Raw genomic sequence first — 22,808 nt, 5'->3', positions numbered from 1 at the left:
GAGAAAGGGCCAGAGGTTGGCTGAATGCCTTCAGCTGGATCGTCCTCCCTGCAAAAGTTCGGTGGAAATGGGCAAGCTGCGACATCTTCGGCCCGTCGCGTTGAACACGGCATTGCCGATCGCGGCCGCCACACCCGGCAGCCCGATCTCGCCGAGCCCGCGCGCGCCTGCGTCGTTGAGGGCCGTGTCGGGATGCTCGACGAAGACCACATCCATGAAGGGAATGTCCGCGTGCACGGGGATCGCATATTCGGCAAGGTTATCCGCAAGAATGCTCAGATCCTTCGGATGGCGCCGTCCGTTTTCCATCAGGGCCATGCCGATGCCGAAGATTACGCCGCCCTTGATCTGGCTTTCCGCGAGTCTGCCGTTGATGATCTTGCCGCAATCCAGGACGGACAACACCCGCTCGATCGACAGACGGCCGATCAGCTCGTCAACCTCGACTTCGACGAAATGCACGCCGAAGGAGTAGAAGGAGTAATTTCCCTGTTTCGGCGCGCCGCTCGACCGGGCCTCGGCTGAAAGCCGCTCGATCCCCGCGCTTTTCAATCTGTCGACGAGTCCGGCAAGATCGTTGCCGCGCTCGGCCTTTGCGGCGAGCCTGTCCAGCTTTCCGATGAGCTCCTCGCACGCAGCCTTGATGGCCGGCAGGATGCTGGCGGTCGACTTCGATCGGCCTGCAGTCGGCGCTTCAGGCAGGTCGGAGTCACCGAGCACCACCTTGACGCATCTGGGGTCGAGCGCCAGATGCTCCCCGACGGTGCGTGCGAGCAGGGTGCGCATTCCCGTTCCGATATCTGTGGCGGCGGTTTCGACGGTCAGGCCAGCGGTGCTGTCTAGCGTCAGCCGGACCCCGGCAGGCAGGACCGGTGCCGGGTAGGCCGTGGTGGCGACGCCGAGGCCGACCTGCTTACCGTTTCTTTGTTGCGACCGGGGTTCGACGAAGTGATCGGGCCAACCGAACCGGGCAGCTCCGATTGCGTAGCAGTCGCGCAGACGGTTCGATGACCACTCGCGGCCATGGTATTCGTCGCGTTCGGCGATGTTCTCGACGCGCAGTCGGAGAGGGTCCATGCGCAGCCGAAAGGCGAGCTCGTCCATGGCGGTCTCGAGCGCGAAGGATCCCGGCGCCTCCCCGGGGGCTCTGAGCACGGTCGGCGTGGAAATTGCGCGGCGCCGAACGAGGTGCTCCACTTCAATCCGATCAGCCTTGTACAGCATCGTCGTGCCCAACCCGCAGGGCTCGAAGAAGCCGCCGGACAGGGAGGTGGGCACCTCGGAGACATGACGCATCAAGCCGAGGCGGCCTTTCTGGTCGGCTGCCAATGTAACGTGCTGCGTCGTTTCGGAACGATAGCCACATGCGACGGCCATGTCCCGGCGCGTAAGCTGCAGCCTCACGGGCCGCTTCAGACGGCGGGCGATATGTGCGGCAAGCGCCTGATGAGGCCAGACTTGGTTCTTCTGGCCGAACCCGCCGCCTACATAGGCGCTGACGATCCTGACTTGGCGTTGCGGAAGTCGAAGGCTGCTGGCGACATAGGCGCGTGCCGCGTGGACGCCCTGGTTGGAATCATAGATGCGAAGGTCGTCACCATGCCACACGGCAAGCGTCGCAGAAGGCTCCATGGGCTGGTGTAATTGCACGGGCGTTTCATAGGTTTCGTGCAGCGAAGCGGTATAATGGTGTGCGTCGTTTGGCGAACCGCGTGAATATTGCATGTCCGCGCCGAAGAAGAACCCGGGCCGGATCGGATCGCTCTCGTGTGGTGCAAGCGTGGTGTAGTCGACTTTCACGGCTGCGGCGGCAGCCCGGGCGGCTTCGATCGACTCCGCAACGCAGAGCGCAACCCACTGGCCGGCGAAAACGATGTCCGGCGAGCACAGAGGGCGATATCCGAGACCGGTCGCGCATCGATCGCCCATGGCGTCGCGGCCGAGTTCCTCGGCTCCGAGTGCGTCTGTTTCCGGATCATGATCCCAGCCGAATTCCGATGCGTTGAGATGTGTCACGACCGTAATGACGCCGGGAATTGCCAGGGCGTCGAACGTGTCGATCGAGGTGATGCGGCCGCATGCGATCGAGGACCGGACCGCGAGAGCAATGCACTGGCCGTCCGCCCGATAGTCCGCAGCGTACTGCGCCTTGCCGGTCACCTTTTCCAGAGCATCGACGCGATCCATGTCAGGTGCCCCTCTGCGCTGCCGCCAACCGGTCGAGCAATCGATGGATTCCACCTCGTGCCAGTCCGATCTTGTAGTCCGTGCTGGAGGAAGTAACCGCGCCATCAAGCACTCGGTCGCAGAGCTGATCGATGGAGTCGACGGTAAGCGGCTTGCCGATCAGGTGACGTTCAGCGTCGAGGTTGCGCCAGGGCATGGTTGCAATACCCCCGAGGGCCATGGAGAAGTGCTTCACGACGCCATCTTCGAGAAGCAGCGCCGCAGCAACCGCCGCCGATGAAAATTCGTAGGATGCCCGATGCCGCAGCTTCAGATAGCCGGATCGGCTTGCCAGGCGGGATTTCGGCAGTTCCACGCCGGTAATCAGCGAATCTGACGTCCATGTGCAGTCCCTGGCGCGTTCGTCGTCCGGCCTTTTGTAGAATGCGGCGATCGGAACCCTTAAAGTTCCTTTGGGTGTTTCGCCGATGACGACTGCGTCGAGCGCAGCCAATGCGACGGAGAGGTCGGACGGATGCACCGCGATGCATTGCGAGGATACTCCGAGGACTGCGTGTCCCGGCTGCGGGGCTTCGATGGCCGAACAGCCACTGCCCGCGATACGACGATTGCAGGCCCAGCGAGGATCCCTGAAATAAAGGCAGCGCGTGGCTTGCAGCAAATTGCCTGCGATGGTCGCAGCGTTTCTGATCTGCTGGGTTGCACCTGACAGGATGGCTTCGGATACCGCCGGGAAACTTCTCCTGACGACCGCGCTATATGCCGCATCGGTGTTCGACACGCCGCCGCCCAGCATGATCGAGTCGTCGCGGTCTTCTATCGCTTTCAACGGCAGACGGCTCAGATCGATAAGCCGCTCGGGAATGGGGTGGCCGAGCTTGAGCAGGTCCACGATCGTTGTTCCGCCGGCAACTGGCATGCTCCCCGGCCGATTGAGTTCCGTCAGGGCGCTCTGAACCGTATCCGGATAGACCCACCTAGGCGACTGCATCGGCGACAGCTCGAATTGCCTTGACGATATTGTCATGTGCTCCGCAGCGGCAGAGATTGCCGCTCATCAATTCGCGGATTTCGGGCTCGGTGGCATCGGGATGATCCTTCAGCAGCGAGATCGCAGACATGATCTGGCCGGGTGTGCAGTAACCGCACTGAAGAGCATCCCACTTGATGAATGCTTGCTGCACCGGATGCAGTCCGCCGCATTCATCCGTCACACCTTCTATCGTGAGCACCTCGCACCCGTCGATCTGTGCTGCGAACTGTAGGCATGACAGACGCATCTTCCCGTCGATGTGAACCGTGCACGCACCGCACTGGCCGTGATCGCAACCCTTCTTGGTACCCGTGAGATGCAGATCTTCGCGCAACAGGTCCAGAAGAGTACGATGCGGATCAATGGACAGCTCATATGGCTGTCCGTTGATCGTCAGGCGCAGCTTCGACACGGCATGAGAATTCATAGTGAAATTCCAATCGAGGCTATTCGATCAGGCTGCCGGTAGCCCTTAGCTTTGCCTTCACGCCTTCCAGATTGCCTTCATACTCCCACACCTCGACCGAATCGTGCGGACATTGAACGAACAGATGATCCTCGGTGAACGAGAGAATCCGATCGAGCTTGATGACCTTTTCGACGAGGCGGTTGTTGGGAAGGTCGCGCTTGATCAATTCGCCGTTTTCATCGTAACGGATGTGCACCGATCGCGCTCTTATCTTTGCAGTGAAGTACATATTACCTCGTCATTTTCGAAAACAGTTTGTGACTAGGATCAGGCCCCACGGGTCGATGAGCAGCTGCCCGCTTGGAGCGATTGGGTTGGCTTAGGTCCCCCGGAACTCTTGACTGATCATCGCCTCAGCACGGCGACGATCAGAAGTATTGTCGCAGTCGAGATGACAAACAGCGTACTCACCGCAGCGATCATAGGGTCGACCTCGAGCAGGAGGCTGTTCCAGACCATCACCGAAAGAGTCTCGGTGGATATGCCCGAAAGAAACATTGGGATGAGCAGCTCGTCAAACGACGTGAGGAAGGAGAACAGTGCCGCCGTGACGGTTGCCGGCCAGATCAACGGAAACGTGATCCTCACGAATGTCCTGACTGGACCTGCACCAAGGCTGTAGGCAGCCATCTCATATCTTCGATCAACACCCTGAAGGCTGGCGCAAATGACCATGACGGCGATCGGAAGCGCCAGGACAGTATGGCCCAATGCCATCGCCAGAATACTTCCGTTTGCGCCGATCCTTCCGAAGAAGAAATACAAGGCGACAGCCGAGATGATCGTGGGCACAATCATAGGCGAGAAGATCAGAGCGTAGATGTAACGCTTCCCTGGAAAGCGACCGCGTACCAGTGCAAAGGCAGCCGGCAATGCAAGCCCGGTGGAAAATAGAGTGCACAGCAGCGCCACCTTAAGGCTTATCCAGAGCGCATCCCACCAAGAGGTCATCGACCAGAACCGCTCATACCACCTGAGCGAGAAGCCGGGAGGCGGGAACATCAGCGTATCCGCCGAGCTGAACGACAGAATGCTAACTATGACGATCGGGCTTACCAGGAAGATGAGCACGGCTATCGCTATCCCGCGGTTGAGGACCGTCCAGAGCCCGATCCGCTGACCATGCCGCATATTCATCGGCTTCCCTCAAACATGCTCTCAAGTTTCACGAGCCGCGCATATGCGATGAAGCCCACGATCGTCACTAAGAGCAGGAACAACGACAGCGCGGCTGCCAGGGGCCAGTTCAAAGTCATCTCGACTTCGTGCTGGATCAGCATCGCCACCATAAGGTCGGATGGCCCGCCCATTAGGCGTGGGGTGATGAAGAATCCAAGGCTCATGATGAAGACGAGAATGCTTCCGCCGAGGACCCCCGGCATGCTCAGCGGCAGGAAGACACGCAGGAATACCTGCATCGGAGACGCCCCCAAGCTGTAGGCCGCCTGCATGTATCGCTGATCGATCGAGTTCATGACACTGTAGCAGGTCAGCACGACGAAGGGCAGCAACGCGTAGGTCATGCCAATCAGCGCTCCTGTTTGTGTGTAAAGAAGTTGAGTGCTCTCCTCCCCCAGGGACAAGGCCTGCAAGCCGCTGTTCACCAGTCCCTTCCGTCCCAGCAAGACCATCCACGCATACGTTCGGACGATAAGGCTGACAAAGAACGGGAGAATGACCAGCGCGACGACGATCGATTGCAGCTTGGGACTCAGGTTAATCGCAACATAAGCCAGCGGGTAGCCGAAGGCCACGCAGAGGATCGTCGTATAGATCGCCGTCTTGATGGTCAGCCAGAAGACGGTGAGGTATAGCGGCTCCGTCAGCACTATGGCCATGTTGGAAAGCGCTGATCCCTGTCGATCCGCGTATGTAAGCAGACCCATGACGGGGTAGACGAAGAGCACCAGGAGCACAAGGACAGGCGCGGTAAGAAGCAGCAGGTAACGCCTGCGTTGCGTGCTTTCCGCCTGGGCGTCGAGTGAGGCGGACATCACACCGCGCCCTCCGGAAAGATCAGTGCATCGCTGGACGACCACGAAACCGCCACGCGCTGTCCCGGCGCATAGGTCGTTTCAGGCCCGAAATTCAGAACCTTTACGATCAGTTCCTGATCACCGACGCCCACGGCATACCGGACGTACTCTCCACCATAGCTCGATAGGCGGATTTGCCCGACGGTCTCGCCATTCGCTGAAGCGTTCGGGTCGCTCAGTCGGAGCTTTTCCGGCCGGACAGCGAGGACAACTCCGTCGCCCTTGTCGAATCTTGCCTGAGCAATTCCGTGCAGATTGGCACCGGACGCAGTGCGAACGACAGTTTTGTTGGAAGATACCTCTTCTACGATACCAGGAACCAGGTTTGATTCACCGAGGAAACCCGCAACGAAGCGGTTGGCAGGGCGTTCGTAGAGATCGCGCGGCACGCCGAGTTGCATGATACGACCATGATTCATGACCGCAAGGCGATCGGACATGGAGAGTGCCTCGCCCTGGTCATGGGTCACATAGATGACGGTAATGCCCAGATCCTGCTGGATACGCTTCAGTTCCAGCTGCATGTGACTGCGCAATTCCTTGTCGAGGGCCGAAAGGGGCTCGTCCATGAGCAGCACTTTCGGGCCGAAGACTATTGCACGGGCCAGTGCAACACGCTGCAGCTGTCCGCCTGATAGACTGCCGGGCGACCGCGTCTGGAAGCCTTGCAGCCGCACGACCTCCAAGACGCGGTCCACCTCGCGCCGAATATCCGGGGTTCGCATTCCCCTTACCTGCAGTGGGAATGCGATGTTCTGGAATACTGTGAGATGTGGGAAGATTGCGTAGCTCTGGAACATCATTCCAAGGCCGCGGTGCTGCGGCGGTAGCTGCGCAACCGATTTGTCGCCGATTTTGATGTCGCCGCTCGACGGGTGGACGAACCCGGCGAGCAGCATCAGGGTTGTAGACTTGCCGGATCCACTCGGGCCGACGATGCTGAAGAACTCACCTTCAGCGACATCGAAGCTTACCTCGTCGACCGCCGGCTTCTTATCGTAGAGCTTCGTGACGTTACGAAACTCGATGATACCACCGCTCATCGATTCACCAGCAGCCATTTCGTCCATGCATCGGAAGCCGCCGCGCGGTTTTCGACCCACCACTGCGCATTCTGGAGGAAGAGCTTCGATGCGAATTCCGGGTTGCTTGGCAGGATCTTGGCACGTTCAGCGGTAATGTGCCTGTATGCCGCGGAATTGGTTGGACCATTTGGAATGAGCATGGCGAGCGCAGCCTGCCGTTCGGGCGCCATCGCGAACTCGACGAAACGCTGTGCCCCCTCGATGTTCTTGCTCCCTTTGGAGATCGCCCAGCACTGCATTTGCTGCATGGCGCCGTCCCAGACGATGTTCAGCGGCGCACCTGCGTCGGCGGCAGCCTGAAGGCGGGTATTCCAGATGCTGCCCATCACGACTTCCTGGTCCACGAGCAATTGCGCAGACAGTGCGCCAGTGTCCCAGAATTTGCGAATGCTCGAACGGATTCTTGCCACCGCTTCCAGAGCACGCGGAATATCCAGCGGGTACAGCTCGGCGACTGGTACGCCATCAGCGATCAAAGCCTGCTCGAGATTCAGTTCGCCGGAGGCGATGTCGGCAAGCATTCTCGGCCCTGGAAACGCTTCGGTGTTCCAGAAGTCGGCCCAACTCCCCGGTGCCTTCTCGGGCGCGATGGCATTGGAGTTATATCCGAGCACGGTTGCGAAGTAGGTATGCCCGACGCCGAATTCCGAGACCGCCTTTTTGTCGAGCTTGCTGGCGTCGGTGGTGTCCCAGCCGTCATAAGCGATCTTCTCAATCGCTCCTTCATCCCGCAGTTGCACGACACCCGTTTCGCCAATGTCGATCACGTCGATCTCGGCATTGCCCGATCGATGCATCGCGATGAGTTTGCTGAAATTGGCCGGCACAGTCTGAATGGTGATCCCAGTCTCAGCAGTGAAAGGTTCGAAATAAACTTTGCGGGCCGCCTCCTCGTACGCGCCTCCTAGCGTGCGTATCGTGAGGGTGCCGGAGGCACCGGCTCTGCCTGTCAGTACGCTGGGCATCGCCAGGACTCCCGCACCAGCAATGCCGGCTAGGCGAAGAACGCCACGCCGAGAGATCGAATGAGTATTGATTGTCGTCATGTTACTCCCCTACGTTTTTTGCAGGTAAAGCACGACAATGATGAAATGTCATTCATTTTTTTTAAAAATCCCCTATAGGAATACGTCAGGCCCTGCGGCTTCGGCGTGGGGTGCGGGGGGCCGCCGGAGGCGTCTCTCGGCTTGTCGCGGTCGGAGCTCTAACGGATTAACGGCGAGCAGAGCCGATTGACTTCCAGGTTCGGCCATTCGCTGCCGCCGGGCACGGATGCAGCTCTAGCCATGCGCGGATGCGCCGCCGCAACCTTTTGATGCTGCCCTGATGCGGCTCCATTGCGCGTCTGGACATCGTTTGCCTCCGGCCTGCGCCGTTGTGCTGGACTGAAAAGTTCAAATTATTGAAGAACGATTGGAAATTATGTATCGAAGTTCGGACGATGCGAAGGAATCGCTAAATGAATGATACGAACGGAAGCGAACACGCCGATTCCATCGCGATCGGCGTTTCGCTGAAAACCCTGCGTAAACAGCGCGGCTGGTCCTTGAGTACGCTCGCGAAGGCTGCGGATGTGTCGGTCGGTCTTCTAAGCCAGATCGAGAGGGGACGCTCGATCCCTTCTCTGCGGACGCTGACCAAGCTTCGCTTGGCACTGAATGTTTCTCTGGGCGAACTGGTTCAGAAAGGCGAACAGAATTCGTTTGTGGATAGTCAGCACGTTGTCCGCCGGGAAGGGCGCCGCCAGCTGGTGATCGGCGAAAATGCGCTGATCAAGGAATTCCTGTCGTCCATGAATTCCGAAAACCTGAATTTTATGCTTATCACCTTACCTCCGGGGGGTAGCTCAGGGCCGCAGACGTTCACTCACGACGGTGAAAAGGCGGGGTTTGTTATCGAAGGCAACTTCACGCTGAACCTGGGAAGTCAGAATATTCAGTTGCGTCCTGGCGACAGCTTTCACTTCGATAGCTCCATACCGCATAGCATGATGAATGGTGGCGATGAGCCCGCGCGCTTTATATGGATAATCTGTCGAACACGCACGCTCCCTCATCTCTAGACCAATCCTTGAGCTAAAGTCGTGGGATGCGGCTCTGTTAGGCATCATTTCAGCGGTGTACCCGCTCCAGACGCCTGTCCACCCTCAGCCCTGTTCCTGCAGCCTTCTGGCGATGGCCCGGTGGAGATCGGGTGCGGCGGCGACCAGATCGCGGGCTGCATCCGATTGCGGATTGTCGAGCACGTCCGCCGTCTTTCCCGCCTCGACGATCCGCCCGTCATGCATCACCATGACGTCGTCGGTGATCGCGCGGGCCACCGTCAGATCGTGGGTGATGAAGAGGTAGGCAACGCCGAGCCTTTGGTTGAGATCGGCGAACAGATCGAGGATCTGGGCGCGGATCGACACGTCCAGCGCGGAGACCGGTTCGTCGGCGACGATCAGCTTGGGCCGGGTGATGATGGCGCGGGCGATCGATATGCGTTGCCGCTGCCCGCCCGAGAATTCATGCGGGTACTTTTCCATGTCGCGCCGGGAAAGCCCGACCTCGTTCAGCGCGGCCGCCACCATCTCGCGGCGCTCGGCCGCGCCGGGCTTCGTTTCCAGGAGATGCAGCGGTTCGGCGACCAACCGCTCCACGGGATGGCGCGGGTCGAACGAGCCGTAGGGGTCCTGAAACACCACCTGCATGTTGCGGCGCGCGGGCTTCAACGCGTCCTCGCTTTTCGCCGCGAGGTCCTCGCCCATGAAACGAATGGCGCCGCCGGTCGGCCTGTCCAGCGCGAGGATCATGCGGGCAAGCGTCGATTTCCCGCAGCCCGATCGGCCGACCAGCGCGGTCGATTGCCCAGGTTCCATCGAGAAGGAGACGCCATTGACGGCCCGCACCGGCTCGCCCGCCCGGAAAAGCGAAACCCGCCGTCCGGGATAGTCGCGGATCACGTCACGAACTTCGAGCAGGCCGCCTGAAGGTTTCGTGTCGACCTTTTGCTTGGCGCGTGCCGGTACATGCATCGAGGCCAGCGCGAGCTGCCTGGTGTAGGGGTGGCTCTGGGCCGACAGTGTCTGCGCCGTTTCGCCGGCATCCATCACCTCGCCGTGACGCATGATGGTGATCCGATCGGCCATGCCGGTGACGACGGCGAGGTCGTGGGAGACGAGCAGCAAACCCATCCTGTTTTCCCTAACCAGATCGCGCAACAGCTCCAGGATCTGCTTCTGGAGCACCACGTCCAGCGCGGTGGTCGGCTCGTCGGCGATCAGCAGCTTGGGTTTGAGCGCGCAGGCGATGGCGATGACGACGCGCTGGCGTTGACCGCCGGACAGCTCGTGCGGATACCGCGAAAGCGGGAACTTCGCCTCGGGGAGGCCGACACGGTCCAGGATTGCGCGTGCGCGCTCCTCGGCTTCCGCGCGGCCGACGCGGGCGTGCCATCTTATCCCTTCGGCCACCTGCTCACCGATAGTCTTGACCGGGTTGAGGGCCGTCATGGGCTCCTGGAACACCATGCCGATGTCGTTGCCGCGCAAGGCGCACATCCGTTCTTCGGTGGCCGAGAGAATATCGGTGCCGTCGAACACGACCCGGCCGCCCGTGCGAGCCGAACGTGGCAGGAGCTGCATCACCGTGAGCGCGGTCATCGACTTGCCGGAGCCGGACTCGCCGACAAGCCCCATCACCTCTCCGGCGTCGATGGACAGATCGATCCCCTTCAACACCGGCACGCCGGCGATGTCGACGGTCAGCTTCTCGATGTCGAGCAGGCTCACCGTTCCCGCCTCAGCTTTGGATCGAGAATATCGCTCAGGCCGTCGCCGAGCAGGTTGAGGCCGAGCACCGTCACAGCGATGGCCATGCCCGGGAAGACAGCGAGATAGGGGGCCACCATCATGCGGGTCTGGGCGTCGAAAAGCATGCGACCCCAGCTCGGCATCGGCGGCTGCGCGCCGAGACCGACATAGGAGAGGCCCGCTTCGGCCAGGATGCCGAGCGCGAACTGGATCGTCGCCTGAACGAGCAGCATGTTGGCGATATTGGGCAGGATGTGCTCGATCGTAATCAGCGCGCTGCCTTTGCCGGCGGCACGAGCCGCAAGGATGAACTCACGCGGCCACAGCGCCAGCGCGCCGGCCCGCGCCACCCTGGCGAACACCGGAATGTTGAAGATGCCTATGGCGATGATGGCATTGACCGCGCCCGGCCCGAAGATGGCGGTGATCATGACCGCCGAAAGCAGGGCAGGGAAGGCGAAGACCAAGTCGTTGAAGCGCATCAGCACCTCATCCACGAGGCCGCCACGCGCCGCGGCCCAGCAGCCGAGCGGCACGCCGATGCCCATGCCGATGCCGACCGCAACCAGCGCCACGGCGATGGAATTGCGCGATCCGACCATGATCATGGAGAGGATGTCGCGGCCGAAATGATCCGTGCCGAGCAGATGCGTCGAAGACGGGGGCTTCATGCGGTCGCCGACCGGCAGCACGGTGACGTCGTACGGAACCCAGAAGAACGACACCAGTGCCATCAATGCGACCAGCGCCGTGATCATGAAGCCGATCATGAAGGAGCGGCTGGCCAGCGCCTTCGACAGGAAGGCGTTTCCGTGCGGGGCGGATACCTGCGCCTGGTCGCTCATTGGCGTGCCCTCAGACGCGGATCGACCGCGGCGTAGGAAAGGTCGACCAGGAAGTTGACGAGAATGACGGCTGCAACGAGCAGCATGACGACGCTTTCGACCACGATCAGGTCCCGCTGGGTGATCGCCTGGAAGATCAGGCGGCCCAGCCCAGGCAGGTAGAACACGTTCTCGATGATGATGGTACCGGCAAGCAGGAAGGCGAATTGCAGGCCGATGATGGTCAGCACCGGGATCATCGCGTTCCTGAGGGCATGCCGCCACAGGACGTAGCGGCGGGGCATGCCCTTGGCTCGGGCAGTGCGGATGTAGTCTTCGTTCAACACGTCGAGCAGGGCGGATCGGGTGACACGCGCGAGAATAGCCGCTTGCGGCAAGGCGAGCGCGATCGCCGGCAGGATGAGCGCCTTGAGCGCCGGCCAGACGCCTGCGCCCCAGCCGGGGAAGCCGCCCGCAGGGACAAGCCGGAGCCAGACGGCGAAGACATAGATCAGGAGCAACCCGAACCAGAAGTTCGGTATGGCGACGCCGAGCTGGGCCGTTCCCATGGAGAGGGTGTCGCCGGCGCGGCCGCGCCGCGACGCGGCGAAAATGCCGACCGGGATTGCAATCGCCGTCGACAGCAGGAGCGAGATCGCCGCGAGCGGCAACGAAACCACGGCGCGTTCGCGGACGAGGTCGATGACGGGTACCGAATAGGTGTAGGAGCGGCCGAAATCCAGGGTGAGCAGGCCGCCGAGCCACGACAGGTAGCGGACCGGCCAGGGCTGGTGCAGGCCCATCTGCTGGCGCAAGGCCTCCAGCGTCTCCGGGGTCGCGTTGAGGCCGAGCATGAGCTGTGCCGGATCGCCGGGCAGGATCTCCAGCACGGCGAACACGACGAGTGAGGCCACGAGCAGGGTTGCGATCCCGATACCGAGCCGTTTGAGGATGTAGGCGGTCATTTCGCGAGGGAGAGGTTGGGGCTCCAAGGTAGACGCTGTGCGCTGCCCCTCATCTGCCTGCCGGCATCTTCTCCCCGTGAAGGACGGGGAGAAGACCGAAGCCGTTGCTGTTTTCGCCAGTCGTCCCAGAATGGCGCAAAGGAAGCGGGCGGCGTCTCTCTCCCCGTTTCCAAACGGGGAGAGATGTCCGGCAGGACAGTGAGGGGCAGCATGGAGCCCGAACCTATCTGGCGTTCATCAATCCACCCACTTCACCTTGGTGAGGTCGTTGGCCTGTATCGGGGAGTTCTCCCAGAGCCCTTCCACCTTGGCGTCCCAGATTCCGATCTTCGGGAGTTCGAAGAGGAAGCCGTTGACGGCGTCGTCGGCAAGGATCTTCTGCGCCTGCTTGTAGAGTTCCGTGCGTTTGGCATCGTCCGACGTCTCGTCGAGCTGCGCGAGCACCTTGTCGAAGTCCGGGTTGTCGTAATTGAAGTAATAGTCCTTGCGGCCATAGATATCGATGTCGTTCGGCTCGGTGTGCGACACGATGGTCAGGTCGTAGTCCTTGTTGGTGAAGACCTGCGACAGCCAGTCGGCCCATTCGACCGGAATGATCTCGAGGTCGATGCCGATTTCGCGCAGCTGCGCCGCGATCACCTGGCCACCATCACGGGCATAGGCCGGCGGCGGCAGCTTCAAGGTCGCCTTGAAGCCGTTCTCGAACCCGGCTTCCTTCAGCAGTTCCTTGGCCTTGGCAATGTCGTGCGGATAGGTGCCGGTGAGGTCGACATAGGCGGCGTTGGCCGGCGAGAAATGCGAGCCGATCGGGGTGCCGAGACCTGAGGAGGCCGCGTCGATGATCGCCTTGCGGTCGAGAGTGTGAGCGATCGCCTGGCGGACCTTCAGGTTGTCGAAGGGCGCCTTCTTGTTGTTCGTCGACAGGATGGTTTCGCCTTCCGTCGAGCCGATCACCACCTTGAAGCGCGGATCGGCTTCGATCTGGGCGAGCGCATCGCCGACGCCGACATTGGGGAAGGCCTGCACGTCGCCGGAGAGCAGCGCGGGAATGGCGGCGGCGGCGTCCGGCACGATGCGGAATTCGGCCTTGTCGAGCGCCACCGGCTCACCCCAGTAATCGGGGTTCTTGGAGAGCGTGATCGACGCGCCCTTCGCCCAGTTGTCGAATTTGAACGGTCCGGTGCCGATCGGCTTCTCCTTATTGGTCTCGGCCGATTCCTGGGCCACGATCACGGCATCGCCCCAGCCCATATTGTAGAGGAAGGAACCCTGCGGGCGCTTCAGCGTAACCTTGACAGTGGCAGGATCGACGACCTCGACCGTGTCGATCGCCGCAAAGAGCACCTTCTGGGCGTTCGTCGAATTTTCGGCGCGGGCGCGGTCGAGAGAGAATTTCACATCGTCGGCATTGAAGTCCGTGCCATCATGAAACTTCACGCCGGTGCGCAGTTTGAAAGTGTAGACCTTGCCGTCGTCCGAAATGGTCCAGCTTTCCGCGAGCGCCGGCAGGACTTCGCCCTTGGAGCCGACGCGGGTCAAGCCTTCGAAGACATTGGCGTAGAGCACTTCGTCGATAGCGGCCGCGGCGCCGGCTGTCGGATCGAGGTGTGGCGGCTCGAGCGGAATCCCGAGCACGAGATCGGTGCGCGCCGCGAGCGCCGCCGTGCTCGACGCAAGCGCCAGGACGCTCGCCGCCAGGATGGTCTTCCAGACTTTCATTTGTTTTTTCTCCCCACGAATGAAGGCGCGATTGAAGCCGGAATCTCGGCCCGAGTAAATCGAGTTTGTTGCGCCTGCCCCTCTTCCCCTGAAAATCGGTTTCTCGTTTCGCGAACCGGCGCTCACAACCGTCCCGCGCCTTTGCGCAGCAATATGTCGAGCCCGATCGCCATCACCTTCGCCGATTCCACCATATCGGCAATCCCGACCCATTCGTCGGGCCGGTGGGCAAGGTCCAGAATGCCGGGACCGTAGGCTATGCAGTCGTATATATGGCCGATTCGCGCGACGTGCTTCTGGTCGTAGGTACCCGGCGATATGACATAGGCGGGCTCCCGATCGAATATCTCCCGGATGCCCTGAGCTACCGCGGTGACGACCGGCGCGTCGCGGTCGGTCATGGTGGGCTGCACTTCCATGAGATCCCGAATCTCGTAGTCGAACTTCGGCCGCTCGCGCTTCAGCCGGTCGAGGATATCAGTGATTTCGCCTTTCACCTCCGCAATGTCTTCCTCGAGGAGGAAGCGGCGGTCGATGGTCAGGCGGCACCAGTCCGGCACGTTGGGCGAGGGGAGGCCGGGTCGGAAATCCTCCGTCTGGCCGCCATGGATCGAGTTGATGTTCATGGTCGATCGCCGCGCGCCTTCCGGCACCACCGGCATTTTCGTCTGCTTGCGGTCGAGAGCGGGAAACAGTTCCGCTTCGAAGGCGGCGAGGACGGCGCCCATGTGCCGCACCGCATTGTCGCCCAGGAAAGGCATCGAACCATGGGCGATCTCGCCCCTCGTTTCGATCTCCGCCCACCAGACGCCGCGATGGCCGAGGCAGATGCGGTCCTTGTTGAGCGGCTCGGGGATGATGACATGGTCGACGCGCGGCTTGGAGAAGTAGCCTTTGCCGGCGAGATACGCGACGCCGCCGAAGCCGCCGGATTCCTCATCGACCGTTCCGGAGATCTCGATGGCGCCGGGGAAGTCGGGGTAAACGGCCATGAAGGCTTCCGCGGCGACGATCGATGCGGCAAGGCCGCCCTTCATATCGCAGGCGCCGCGACCATAGACGCGGCCGTCTCTGATTACGCCGGCGAACGGATCGACAGTCCAGCCTTCGCCGGCCTCGACCACGTCGATATGCGAATTGAAATGCACGGTCGGGCCGGGGCTGCGGCCGTCGAAGCGCGCGACCACGTTGGTGCGTGGATAACGGTCGGTGTCGCCGGGTGTGCCTTCGCCCCGGATCAGTTCGACCTCGAAACCGCTCTTCTTCAGCCGGCTCGCAATGTATTCCGCGCAAGGCGTGTAGGCCTCGCCTGGTGGATTGATGGTGGGGAAGCGGATGAGATCGGCCGTCAGCGTCGCCAGATCGTCGATCCGGCCGTCGATCGATTCGAGAAGCTTGTCATACATCTGAGCTGCGAGCCGTTACTTTCCTTGAGGCGCGTCCGTCGAGCGCCTTCCATAAAAAATGGCGGCGAGGCTTCAGGCCTCACCGCCGGACAATAGAGTAGGGCGCTGCCCTCAGGTCAAGGCCGGACGGCTGTCACCTCGATCTCGACGAGGAAGCCGGGGTTGGCAAGGCCCGCGACCTGGACGACCGAGCGCGACGGCAGATTGGGCTGCGCCTCGGTTCCGAAGAACTGCGTATAGCCGTCCATGAAACCGGCAAAGTCCATCTTGCCTTCCTTCGACGGGTCGCCGACCAGGAACACCTGCATCTTGAATACGTCGCTCATCTTGAGGTCGAGCCTTTCAAGGGTCTTCTCGATCGCCTTGAGCACGGATTCCGTCTGGGTCTTTGTGTCACCATAGGCTTCCACCGAGTTTTTGTCCGCCTGGTCGTTTACGACCGACGGCACCGCGCCGCTGAGATAGACCGTGGTCTTGCCAGCGGGGATCTCGACTGCCTGGGCGATCGGAAAATCCGAATTGGGGATCTTGTAGCGTACGACGTCCTGGGCCGACGCGACACCTGCCACAAGCAAGCCGGCCACCAGCGTGGCGGCGCCTATCCGCATCTTCTTCATCCTATCACTCCTTCTTTCGATGATCGTTCCGCCGGGCCAGAGCATTTTGCAGCCAGGTGGAATCACCTGGCGTCGCACAAATGCGGCTCTAGCGGCTGCCGGCCACATCCTCGGCCGACACTTTGTCCTCATAATTGTTGCCGAAATTCGTCCGCACATAATTGACGACGGCTGCGACCTGGTCGTCGCTCATCATCTGGCCGACGGGCGGCATGCTTTTCAGCCCGTGCAGGATCACATAGATCGGATAGCCGCCTGCTTCCAGATTCGCGTTCTTGGCGAGCGCCGGATATTTGCCTGCCCCAACGGCGCCCTGGCCCTGGTCCATGTGGCAGGCCGCGCAGACATTCGCGTAGAGCGCCTGGCCGGTCTCCTCGGTGAATTTGTCGCCCTGGCTGAACGTGACGCCGGCCGAATCGGCGAAAGCGGCGGGTACGGCGGCCAGCAACGCGGCGGTGAAAAGGACTGCTCGTCCTGAAGCTTGGTTGGTCATGATGACATGCCTCGCGATTTTGAGAAGCTCTGAACCCGAGTGGGCGTCAACCCGCCACGACGCGTTGGTGCAGCCGGGTGATCGCGTCGAGTGACGACAGGATCGCGCCCTCCATCCAGGCGGGGATATAGGAGGCGTGTTCGCCGGCAAGCACGATCCGGCCGTCGATCTGGCAGAGATTGTCGTAGTGCTCCTTCCGTGCTTCCTCGGTCCAGTCACCGGCGCAGCCCAGCGTGAAGGGCGAGCGATGCCAGGCGACGGCGATGCCGTTCTCGAACTCTTCCTTGTATTGCGGATGGATCTGCGCGCCGTACTCCACGGCTCTTTTGACGCGTTCTTCCGGCGCCATGGCCGTGAACTCGTAGGAGTTCGGACCGTTCCAGGTGTAGCAGCCGAGAAGCACGCCCTTGCCCGGCTTGTTGAAATCGGTGCTGGGGTACGAAATCTGCGTGATCGGCAGGTCGGTGTAGCTGACACCGCCGAAGATCAGGTCGTCCTCTTCCCAGAAGCGCCGCTTGAACTGCAGTCCGACCTTGACCGAAGAGGCGTAAGGCACCGCTTCGATCGCGGCCTGCATGGGAGCGGAGACGTTGATCTCGATCTGGCTGAGAATGGTGAGCGGTATGGTGCAGACGCACCAGTCAGCGCTCGCCTGTTCGACCGCCCCGGGTTTCTCCGTATCCTCGTAAGTTACAGTGACGCCTTTTTCGTCCTGGGCTATCTTCGTGACCTTCGCGTTGTAGGTGATGAGCTCTCCGACTTCGCGCGCAAATGCTTTGCCGATCATGTCGATGCCGCCGACCGGCTGGAACATCGTCGTCTGGAATTCGTAGAGGGCGAAGTTCTCGAGGCTGGCCCACAGCCGCGAACTCAGTATGTCGGAAAGATCGATCGGCTGGCTCGGCACCGGAGCCGCCCCCAAGCCGCCCCCGGGATCCTTCTCGAAACCGCGGAATTCGGAGGTGTGGAGGCTGGCCTTGTAGGCAAAGTCCTTGTCGAGGGCTCCCCAGGATTTCAGCGCCTCGAGCAGCATCTCCTGGTCTTCCTTGGTGACATCGCCTTCGAGATGGCCCTTCTGCGTGACCTTCGCCAGGAGTTCCGAGACACCGCCTCTAAAATCCGTCTTGATGTCGCGCACGCGCTGCGGTTTGCCGTCAAATGCCTTGGACGAGTGGAGGAAGGCATTGTGGTTGATCTGCTGGAACGGCTGCAATTCCACGCCAAGCCGCTTGCAATAGGCCAGCAGGCCATTGTGGTGATAAGGGATGCGCCAAGGGCCGGGATTGATGTAGAGGCCTTCGTCGAATTCACATTTCTGGGTGGCGCCGCCGAGTTCGGTGTAGGTGTCGCCGCCACGCAGCGTCCAGTTGCGGCCGCCAGGGCGGTTGTTGTACTCCAATACTCGGACCTTGTAGCCGGCCTGGCTCAGTTCCAGCGCGGCGGTCATGCCCGCGAGTCCGGCGCCGAGGATGAGCACCGAAGCCCCTTTCGGATCCCCCTCGAGCTTGACAGGACCCTTGTAGCCCGATTCGGCCGCCAGCCCGAGACTGGTCATCGCCTGGTACATCGCGGCGCTGCCGGCAGTCATGCCGATCAACGTCAGCAATTTGCGCCGGCTCATGCCGGTAAATGCCTCGTATTGTTGCATTTTGGGGTTCCTTTCAGGTGCCGCCTCGCGTCTTCGCGCCCCCTCCCTTGGAATCCGCACGCGGGTTCCAGCGCGTACTGGTCAAACTATGCCGACACCTCTTCGTGTCAATCGAGTGGTCATGAATGGCGTAATTCTTGACCATCTGTGGCGCAATTGCGCGCTCAAAGAGGCCCAAGGCCGCCGCGCGAATCTCGCGTGTTGCTGCGGCATTTCAGCAACATCAAATTTACCGGACATACAGAATTCTGCGCTTTTCTTCCGCGCGAGCAAGAAAAAGCTTGGGCAGAAAGGTGTGGCATGTACAAGGTCCTTGTTGCGGCGCTCGTGCTGGCGGTTTCGTCGATTTCGACACAGGCCTTTTCGGCAGGGCTCGAGGCTAGGATTCAACTTTCCTCCCAGACCATGACAGTGACCAGGCACGGGCGGGTCATTCACACCTGGCCCGTTTCGACGGCGCGCAAGGGCTATGTGACGCCGCGTGGAACATGGCGTCCGACACGGCTCCACAAGATGTGGCGCTCGCGCAAATACGATAATGCGCCGATGCCGTATTCGGTCTTTTACCATGGCGGCTATGCGATCCACGGCACCTCTGCCGTCAAGCGCCTGGGCTCGCCGGCCTCACATGGTTGCGTAAGGCTCGACACCGCGAATGCCGCGGCCTTTTATGCACTCGTCAAGCAGGTCGGCCCGGGCAACACGCGCATCGTCGTCACGAACTGACCTTCGTCTTCCCCCGTGAATTGGCGTCTGGGGCCATTCCCTTTCGCCGATCCGCTCCCTATGACTGGAGGCAGGGAGCATCGCAGATGGATACCGAATCGCGCGTCGCGCTGTCGACGCCCGTTGCCGACGAGGTCCGCAAGACCACATGCTACATGTGCGCGTGCCGTTGCGGTATCGACGTCCATATCAAGGACGGCAAGATCCGTTACATCGAGGGCAATCGGGATCACCCGGTCAATCGCGGCGTTCTCTGCGCCAAAGGCTCGGCCGGCATCATGCAGCACTACGCGCCGGCGCGGCTGAGGGCGCCGCTGCTTAGGACCGGGCCGCGCGGATCCGGCACCTTCAAGGAGATTTCCTGGGACGAGGCGCTGTCGCTGGCGACTTCCTGGCTGGCCGAGGTGCGCCAGACCGATCCGCGAAAACTCGCCTTTTTCACCGGACGCGACCAATCACAGTCGCTTACGGGATTCTGGGCCCAGCAATTCGGCACGCCCAACTATGCCGCCCATGGCGGTTTCTGCTCCGTCAACATGGCCGCCGCAGGCATCATGACGATCGGCGGAGCCTTCTGGGAATTCGGCGCGCCCGATTGGGAACGCACAAAGCTGTTCGTCATGTTTGGTGTCGCCGAGGATCACGATTCCAATCCGATCAAGATCGGCATCTCCAAGCTCAAGAAGCGCGGCGCACGCTTCGTTTCTGTCAATCCGGTCCGCACGGGCTATTCGGCGGTCGCCGACAACTGGATCGGAATCCGGCCGGGAACCGACGGGCTCCTCATCCTGGCGGTTGTCCATGAATTGTTGAAGGCGCGGCGGATCGACGTCGACTACCTCATGCGGTACTCCAACGCCTCCTGGCTGGTTATCGATGCGCCGGGGACCGCCGAGCACGGCCTCTTCGCCAGGAACGGCGAGGGCAGGGAACTCGTCTACGAGACCGTGACCGAGCGCATCGTACCCCGGGGAACAAGGGGTGCACGCGCCGCGCTTTCCGGACGCTTCGAACTGGAGGACGGCCGCTTCGCCGTTCCCTCGTTCCAGCTTCTGGCGGAAAAATATCTCGACCCGAAATACGCGCCGGAGGCCGTCGCCGGCGAAACTGGCGTGCCGGCCGAAACAATTCGCGGGCTCGCCGCCGAAATCGCCCGCGTGGCCTTCGACGAGGCGATTACCGTCGATCAATCCTGGACGGACGTGAACGGTCAACGTCACGAGACCTTTGTCGGGCGGCCCGTCTCCTTCCATGCCATGCGCGGCATCTCGGCCCATTCCAATGGCTTCCAGACGGCGCGCGCGCTGCATCTTCTCCAAGTCCTGATCGGCGCGGTGGATTGTCCCGGCGGGTTCCGCTTCGAACCGCCCTATCCGAAGCCGGTCGAGGCCCATCCGACGCCACATGGGAAGGCCGAGCATTTCGGCTCGAACAAGCCGCTGTCGGGGCCGCATCTCGGTTTTCCGCGCGGGCCGGAAGACCTCCTGGTCGATGATGGAGGGAAGCCTGCACGCATCGACAAGGCCTTCTCGTGGGATGCGCCGATCTCGGCCCATGGGCTCATGCACATGGTCATCGCCAACGCTCATTCAGGCGATCCTTATCCCGTCGACCTGCTGTTCCTCTATATGGCCAACATGGCATGGAACTCGTCGATGAACACGGCTGGCGTCGTGCAGATGCTGGAGGACAAGGATCCCGAAACCGGCGAGTATCGGGTCCCCAGGATCATCTATTCCGACGCCTACTCCTCCGAGATGGTCGCTTATGCCGACCTGGTACTTCCCGATACCACCTATCTCGAACGGCACGACTGCATCTCGCTGCTCGATCGGCCGATCTCCGAGCCGGACGCCGTGCAGGATGCGATCCGCTGGCCGGTGCTCGAGCCCGACCGCGACGTGCGGGGCTTCCAGACCGTGCTTCTCGACCTGGGTGCACGGCTCCGGCTGCCGGGGTTCGTGGATAGCCGGGGCAAGGCGATCTACAAGGACTATGCGGATTACATCGTCCGGCACGAGAGGCGTCCGGGCATCGGGCCTTTGGCCGGCTTCAGGGGTGTGAACGGAGATCGGACGGGGCGCGGCGCGGCCAATCCCGACCAGTTGAAGCGCTATATCGAGAACGGCTCGTTCTTCTCGGCCCATATCCCGCTCGAGGCGCAGTTCTTCAAGCACGCCAACAAGGCCTATCAGGACTTCGCGGTCAGCATGGGGTTCTTCGACCAGCCCCAACCCGTGACCTTCCAGGTCTATTCGGAGACGCTCCAGAAGTTCCGTCTCTCCGCCCTGGGCTTGCGCGAGCCTTTTGCTCCGCAATCCCACCGCAAGCGCATCCTCGATACGTTCGATCCGCTGCCCGATTGGTACCGGCCCTTCGAGGAGACGGCGGTCGACAGGCTGGAATTTCCCTATCATGCCGTGACCCAGCGGCCTGCGGCGATGTACCATTCCTGGGGATCGATGAACGCCTGGCTGCGGCAGATCCATACCAAGAATCCGCTTTATGTGCCGGGCATGATCTGCGACGCCCATGGGCTGAAGGACGGTGACTGGATCTGGGTCATCTCGCATCATGGCCGCATCAAGGTCGAGATTGCGAGGAGCGACGCCGTCAACCCCGACACGATCTGGACCTGGAACGCCATCGGCAAGCGCGAGGGCGCATGGGCGCTCGATCGCGACGTCCCGGAAGCTCGCAAGGGCTTCCTGATGAACCATCTGATCCATGAGCTTCTGCCGCCGAAGGGCGATGGGCTGAGGTGGTCGAATTCGGATCCCATCACCGGCCAGGCCGCCTGGTACGATCTCAGGGTGAGGATCGAGAAAGCATCGCCTTCCGAAACCAGCGAGCCCCGATTGCCGGCCCTTTCCGAACCTGAGCCGAACCAGCCGCGGCCGGAGGAGTTGCGCTACGGCCAGGAGTGGGCGCAATGACCAGCCTTCCCGCCGTTGCCTCGCCGAGGAAGCTCGGCCTCGTCATCGACCTCGACATCTGCGTCGGCTGCCACGCCTGCGTCGTTTCCTGCAAGGAATGGAATACCGGGGGCTATGGCAGCGCGCTTTCGGACCAGCACCCCTACGGGGCGGACGTCTCCGGCGCATGGCTGAACCGCGTCCACAGTTTCGAGGTCGCCCCCGAAGGCGGTGAGGTGGTCGGAGAGGCCGGCCAGGCCCGCATCGTGCATTTCCCGAAATCCTGCCTGCATTGCGAGAATGCTCCTTGCGTGACGGTGTGCCCGACCGGCGCTTCGTACAAGCGCGGGGACGACGGCATCGTGCTCGTCGACGAGGAGAAGTGCATCGGCTGCGGGCTCTGCGCCTGGGCATGCCCCTACGGCGCCCGCGAAATGGATCTGGCCGCGGGTGTGATGAAGAAGTGTACGCTCTGCATCGACCGCATCTACAACGAGACCATCGCGGAAGTGGATCGCGTGCCGTCCTGCGTGCGGACCTGCCCGGCCAATGCCCGTCATTTCGGCGACCTCGGGGATCCTCATTCGGCCGTATCGATGATGGTGGAGGAGCGTGGCGGCATGGACCTGATGCCGGAGCAAGGGACGAAGCCGGTCAACAAGTACCTGCCGCCCAGGCCGCGCACGCCCCTTTCCGCAAGCGCGTCACAGCTTCCGCTGGCGGAGCACACCGAAGGGGCGAAGGGGTTCTTCGCATGGCTCGACGGCATGCTGGATCGGATATGAACGTGTGCAAAATGCATAGGTTTGTCGTCGATCGCATCACCCCCCTCTGTCCTGCCGGACATCTCCCCCTCAAGGGGGGAGATTGGCTGTCGCGACGGCGGTCCACA

20 protein-coding genes are annotated in these 22,808 nt (G+C 61.7%); 4 read left to right on the top strand and 16 right to left on the bottom strand.

Features of this window, described 5'->3' with window-relative positions:
- Window positions 1-30: 30 nt before the first annotated feature.
- The 8 genes from ACCO56_RS26290 to ACCO56_RS26255 all read right to left on the bottom strand — a co-directional run bounded on the left by ACCO56_RS26290 (window position 31) and on the right by ACCO56_RS26255 (window position 7,856).
- Window positions 31-2,187, bottom strand: a complete 2,157-nt coding sequence (locus tag ACCO56_RS26290) for a xanthine dehydrogenase family protein molybdopterin-binding subunit (protein ID WP_433643866.1) — start codon at window positions 2,185-2,187, stop codon at window positions 31-33.
- A gap of 1 nt (window position 2,188) precedes the next feature.
- Entirely contained in the window at window positions 2,189-3,178 is a 990-nt protein-coding gene (locus ACCO56_RS26285) for an FAD binding domain-containing protein (RefSeq protein ID WP_433643865.1), read from the bottom strand.
- Window positions 3,165-3,647 carry a (2Fe-2S)-binding protein gene (locus tag ACCO56_RS26280; RefSeq protein ID WP_433643864.1) on the bottom strand — a complete coding sequence of 161 codons (483 nt, stop codon included), beginning with the start codon at window positions 3,645-3,647 and terminating at the stop codon, window positions 3,165-3,167. Before ACCO56_RS26280 ends, ACCO56_RS26285 begins: the two co-directional genes overlap by 14 nt.
- Before the next feature lie 19 nt (window positions 3,648-3,666).
- Window positions 3,667-3,918, bottom strand: coding sequence for a hypothetical protein (locus tag ACCO56_RS26275; RefSeq protein ID WP_433643863.1), 252 nt, complete (start codon window positions 3,916-3,918; stop codon window positions 3,667-3,669).
- Between the two features lie 116 nt (window positions 3,919-4,034).
- The gene (locus ACCO56_RS26270) at window positions 4,035-4,760 is read right to left on the bottom strand and encodes an ABC transporter permease (RefSeq protein ID WP_433643862.1); all 726 of its coding nucleotides are present in this window, start codon (window positions 4,758-4,760) and stop codon (window positions 4,035-4,037) included.
- A 62-nt stretch (window positions 4,761-4,822) separates the two neighbouring features.
- Window positions 4,823-5,683, bottom strand: coding sequence for an ABC transporter permease (locus tag ACCO56_RS26265; RefSeq protein WP_433643861.1), 861 nt, complete (start codon window positions 5,681-5,683; stop codon window positions 4,823-4,825).
- Entirely contained in the window at window positions 5,683-6,795 is a 1,113-nt protein-coding gene (locus tag ACCO56_RS26260; protein ID WP_433643860.1) for an ABC transporter ATP-binding protein, read from the bottom strand. Before ACCO56_RS26260 ends, ACCO56_RS26265 begins: the two co-directional genes overlap by 1 nt.
- The gene (locus ACCO56_RS26255) at window positions 6,765-7,856 is read right to left on the bottom strand and encodes an ABC transporter substrate-binding protein (protein WP_433643859.1); all 1,092 of its coding nucleotides are present in this window, start codon (window positions 7,854-7,856) and stop codon (window positions 6,765-6,767) included. The genes ACCO56_RS26260 and ACCO56_RS26255 overlap by 31 nt, the downstream gene beginning before the upstream one ends.
- A 413-nt stretch (window positions 7,857-8,269) precedes the next feature.
- On the opposite strand from ACCO56_RS26255, the gene ACCO56_RS26250 reads away from it, so the two are divergent.
- On the top strand, window positions 8,270-8,872 hold the full coding sequence (locus tag ACCO56_RS26250; RefSeq protein ID WP_433643858.1) for a cupin domain-containing protein: 603 nt from the start codon (window positions 8,270-8,272) through the stop codon (window positions 8,870-8,872).
- Window positions 8,873-8,956: 84 nt separating this feature from the next.
- Here ACCO56_RS26250 and ACCO56_RS26245 read toward each other — a convergent pair whose 3' ends face one another.
- The 8 genes from ACCO56_RS26245 to ACCO56_RS26210 form a co-directional block, all read right to left on the bottom strand.
- The gene (locus ACCO56_RS26245; protein WP_433643857.1) at window positions 8,957-10,582 is read right to left on the bottom strand and encodes an ABC transporter ATP-binding protein; all 1,626 of its coding nucleotides are present in this window, start codon (window positions 10,580-10,582) and stop codon (window positions 8,957-8,959) included.
- Window positions 10,579-11,448: an ABC transporter permease gene (locus tag ACCO56_RS26240; protein ID WP_433643856.1), complete on the bottom strand. Its 870-nt coding sequence runs from the start codon at window positions 11,446-11,448 to the stop codon at window positions 10,579-10,581. Before ACCO56_RS26240 ends, ACCO56_RS26245 begins: the two co-directional genes overlap by 4 nt.
- Complete coding sequence (locus ACCO56_RS26235) at window positions 11,445-12,392, bottom strand: ABC transporter permease (RefSeq protein ID WP_433643855.1); 948 nt, start codon at window positions 12,390-12,392, stop codon at window positions 11,445-11,447. The genes ACCO56_RS26240 and ACCO56_RS26235 overlap by 4 nt, the downstream gene beginning before the upstream one ends.
- 237 nt (window positions 12,393-12,629) lie before the next feature.
- Entirely contained in the window at window positions 12,630-14,111 is a 1,482-nt protein-coding gene (locus ACCO56_RS26230; protein ID WP_433643854.1) for an ABC transporter substrate-binding protein, read from the bottom strand.
- 122 nt (window positions 14,112-14,233) lie between these two features.
- Window positions 14,234-15,517 carry an acetylornithine deacetylase/succinyl-diaminopimelate desuccinylase family protein gene (locus tag ACCO56_RS26225; protein ID WP_433643853.1) on the bottom strand — a complete coding sequence of 428 codons (1,284 nt, stop codon included), beginning with the start codon at window positions 15,515-15,517 and terminating at the stop codon, window positions 14,234-14,236.
- Window positions 15,518-15,633: 116 nt separating this feature from the next.
- Window positions 15,634-16,134 carry a RidA family protein gene (locus ACCO56_RS26220; protein WP_433643851.1) on the bottom strand — a complete coding sequence of 167 codons (501 nt, stop codon included), beginning with the start codon at window positions 16,132-16,134 and terminating at the stop codon, window positions 15,634-15,636.
- An 88-nt stretch (window positions 16,135-16,222) separates the two neighbouring features.
- The gene (locus ACCO56_RS26215) at window positions 16,223-16,627 is read right to left on the bottom strand and encodes a c-type cytochrome (RefSeq protein WP_433643850.1); all 405 of its coding nucleotides are present in this window, start codon (window positions 16,625-16,627) and stop codon (window positions 16,223-16,225) included.
- A gap of 46 nt (window positions 16,628-16,673) precedes the next feature.
- The gene (locus ACCO56_RS26210; RefSeq protein WP_433643849.1) at window positions 16,674-18,275 is read right to left on the bottom strand and encodes a flavin monoamine oxidase family protein; all 1,602 of its coding nucleotides are present in this window, start codon (window positions 18,273-18,275) and stop codon (window positions 16,674-16,676) included.
- Between the two features lie 300 nt (window positions 18,276-18,575).
- Between ACCO56_RS26210 and ACCO56_RS26205 the strand changes: the two genes are divergently transcribed.
- The 3 genes from ACCO56_RS26205 to ACCO56_RS26195 all read left to right on the top strand — a co-directional run bounded on the left by ACCO56_RS26205 (window position 18,576) and on the right by ACCO56_RS26195 (window position 22,701).
- Complete coding sequence (locus tag ACCO56_RS26205; protein WP_433643848.1) at window positions 18,576-19,001, top strand: L,D-transpeptidase; 426 nt, start codon at window positions 18,576-18,578, stop codon at window positions 18,999-19,001.
- Between the two features lie 86 nt (window positions 19,002-19,087).
- Window positions 19,088-21,937, top strand: coding sequence for a molybdopterin oxidoreductase family protein (locus ACCO56_RS26200; protein WP_433643847.1), 2,850 nt, complete (start codon window positions 19,088-19,090; stop codon window positions 21,935-21,937).
- Window positions 21,934-22,701, top strand: coding sequence for a 4Fe-4S dicluster domain-containing protein (locus ACCO56_RS26195; RefSeq protein ID WP_433643846.1), 768 nt, complete (start codon window positions 21,934-21,936; stop codon window positions 22,699-22,701). Before ACCO56_RS26200 ends, ACCO56_RS26195 begins: the two co-directional genes overlap by 4 nt.
- Window positions 22,702-22,808: the final 107 nt, after the last annotated feature.

It is taken from the genome of Mesorhizobium sp. 1B3 (assembly GCF_050958605.1).
Lineage (GTDB): Bacteria > Pseudomonadota > Alphaproteobacteria > Rhizobiales > Rhizobiaceae.
Note: the sequence above shows the minus strand (reverse complement) of the source record. Positions and strands in the feature narration are given on the sequence as shown.

Excerpts from the sequence above, each read along its gene's own strand:
- ACCO56_RS26290 (WP_433643866.1), bottom strand. The coding sequence starts at position 2,187 with ATGGATCGCGTCGATGCTCTGGAAAAGGTGACCGGCAAGGCGCAGTAC.
- ACCO56_RS26285 (WP_433643865.1), bottom strand. The coding sequence starts at position 3,178 with ATGCAGTCGCCTAGGTGGGTCTATCCGGATACGGTTCAGAGCGCCCTG.
- ACCO56_RS26280 (WP_433643864.1), bottom strand. The coding sequence starts at position 3,647 with ATGAATTCTCATGCCGTGTCGAAGCTGCGCCTGACGATCAACGGACAG.
- ACCO56_RS26275 (WP_433643863.1), bottom strand. The coding sequence starts at position 3,918 with ATGTACTTCACTGCAAAGATAAGAGCGCGATCGGTGCACATCCGTTAC.
- ACCO56_RS26265 (WP_433643861.1), bottom strand. The coding sequence starts at position 5,683 with ATGTCCGCCTCACTCGACGCCCAGGCGGAAAGCACGCAACGCAGGCGT.
- ACCO56_RS26260 (WP_433643860.1), bottom strand. The coding sequence starts at position 6,795 with ATGGACGAAATGGCTGCTGGTGAATCGATGAGCGGTGGTATCATCGAG.
- ACCO56_RS26255 (WP_433643859.1), bottom strand. The coding sequence starts at position 7,856 with ATGACGACAATCAATACTCATTCGATCTCTCGGCGTGGCGTTCTTCGC.
- ACCO56_RS26250 (WP_433643858.1), top strand. The coding sequence starts at position 8,270 with ATGAATGATACGAACGGAAGCGAACACGCCGATTCCATCGCGATCGGC.
- ACCO56_RS26240 (WP_433643856.1), bottom strand. The coding sequence starts at position 11,448 with ATGAGCGACCAGGCGCAGGTATCCGCCCCGCACGGAAACGCCTTCCTG.
- ACCO56_RS26235 (WP_433643855.1), bottom strand. The coding sequence starts at position 12,392 with ATGACCGCCTACATCCTCAAACGGCTCGGTATCGGGATCGCAACCCTG.
- ACCO56_RS26230 (WP_433643854.1), bottom strand. The coding sequence starts at position 14,111 with ATGAAAGTCTGGAAGACCATCCTGGCGGCGAGCGTCCTGGCGCTTGCG.
- ACCO56_RS26225 (WP_433643853.1), bottom strand. The coding sequence starts at position 15,517 with ATGTATGACAAGCTTCTCGAATCGATCGACGGCCGGATCGACGATCTG.
- ACCO56_RS26220 (WP_433643851.1), bottom strand. The coding sequence starts at position 16,134 with ATGAAGAAGATGCGGATAGGCGCCGCCACGCTGGTGGCCGGCTTGCTT.
- ACCO56_RS26215 (WP_433643850.1), bottom strand. The coding sequence starts at position 16,627 with ATGACCAACCAAGCTTCAGGACGAGCAGTCCTTTTCACCGCCGCGTTG.
- ACCO56_RS26210 (WP_433643849.1), bottom strand. The coding sequence starts at position 18,275 with ATGCAACAATACGAGGCATTTACCGGCATGAGCCGGCGCAAATTGCTG.
- ACCO56_RS26205 (WP_433643848.1), top strand. The coding sequence starts at position 18,576 with ATGTACAAGGTCCTTGTTGCGGCGCTCGTGCTGGCGGTTTCGTCGATT.
- ACCO56_RS26200 (WP_433643847.1), top strand. The coding sequence starts at position 19,088 with ATGGATACCGAATCGCGCGTCGCGCTGTCGACGCCCGTTGCCGACGAG.
- ACCO56_RS26195 (WP_433643846.1), top strand. The coding sequence starts at position 21,934 with ATGACCAGCCTTCCCGCCGTTGCCTCGCCGAGGAAGCTCGGCCTCGTC.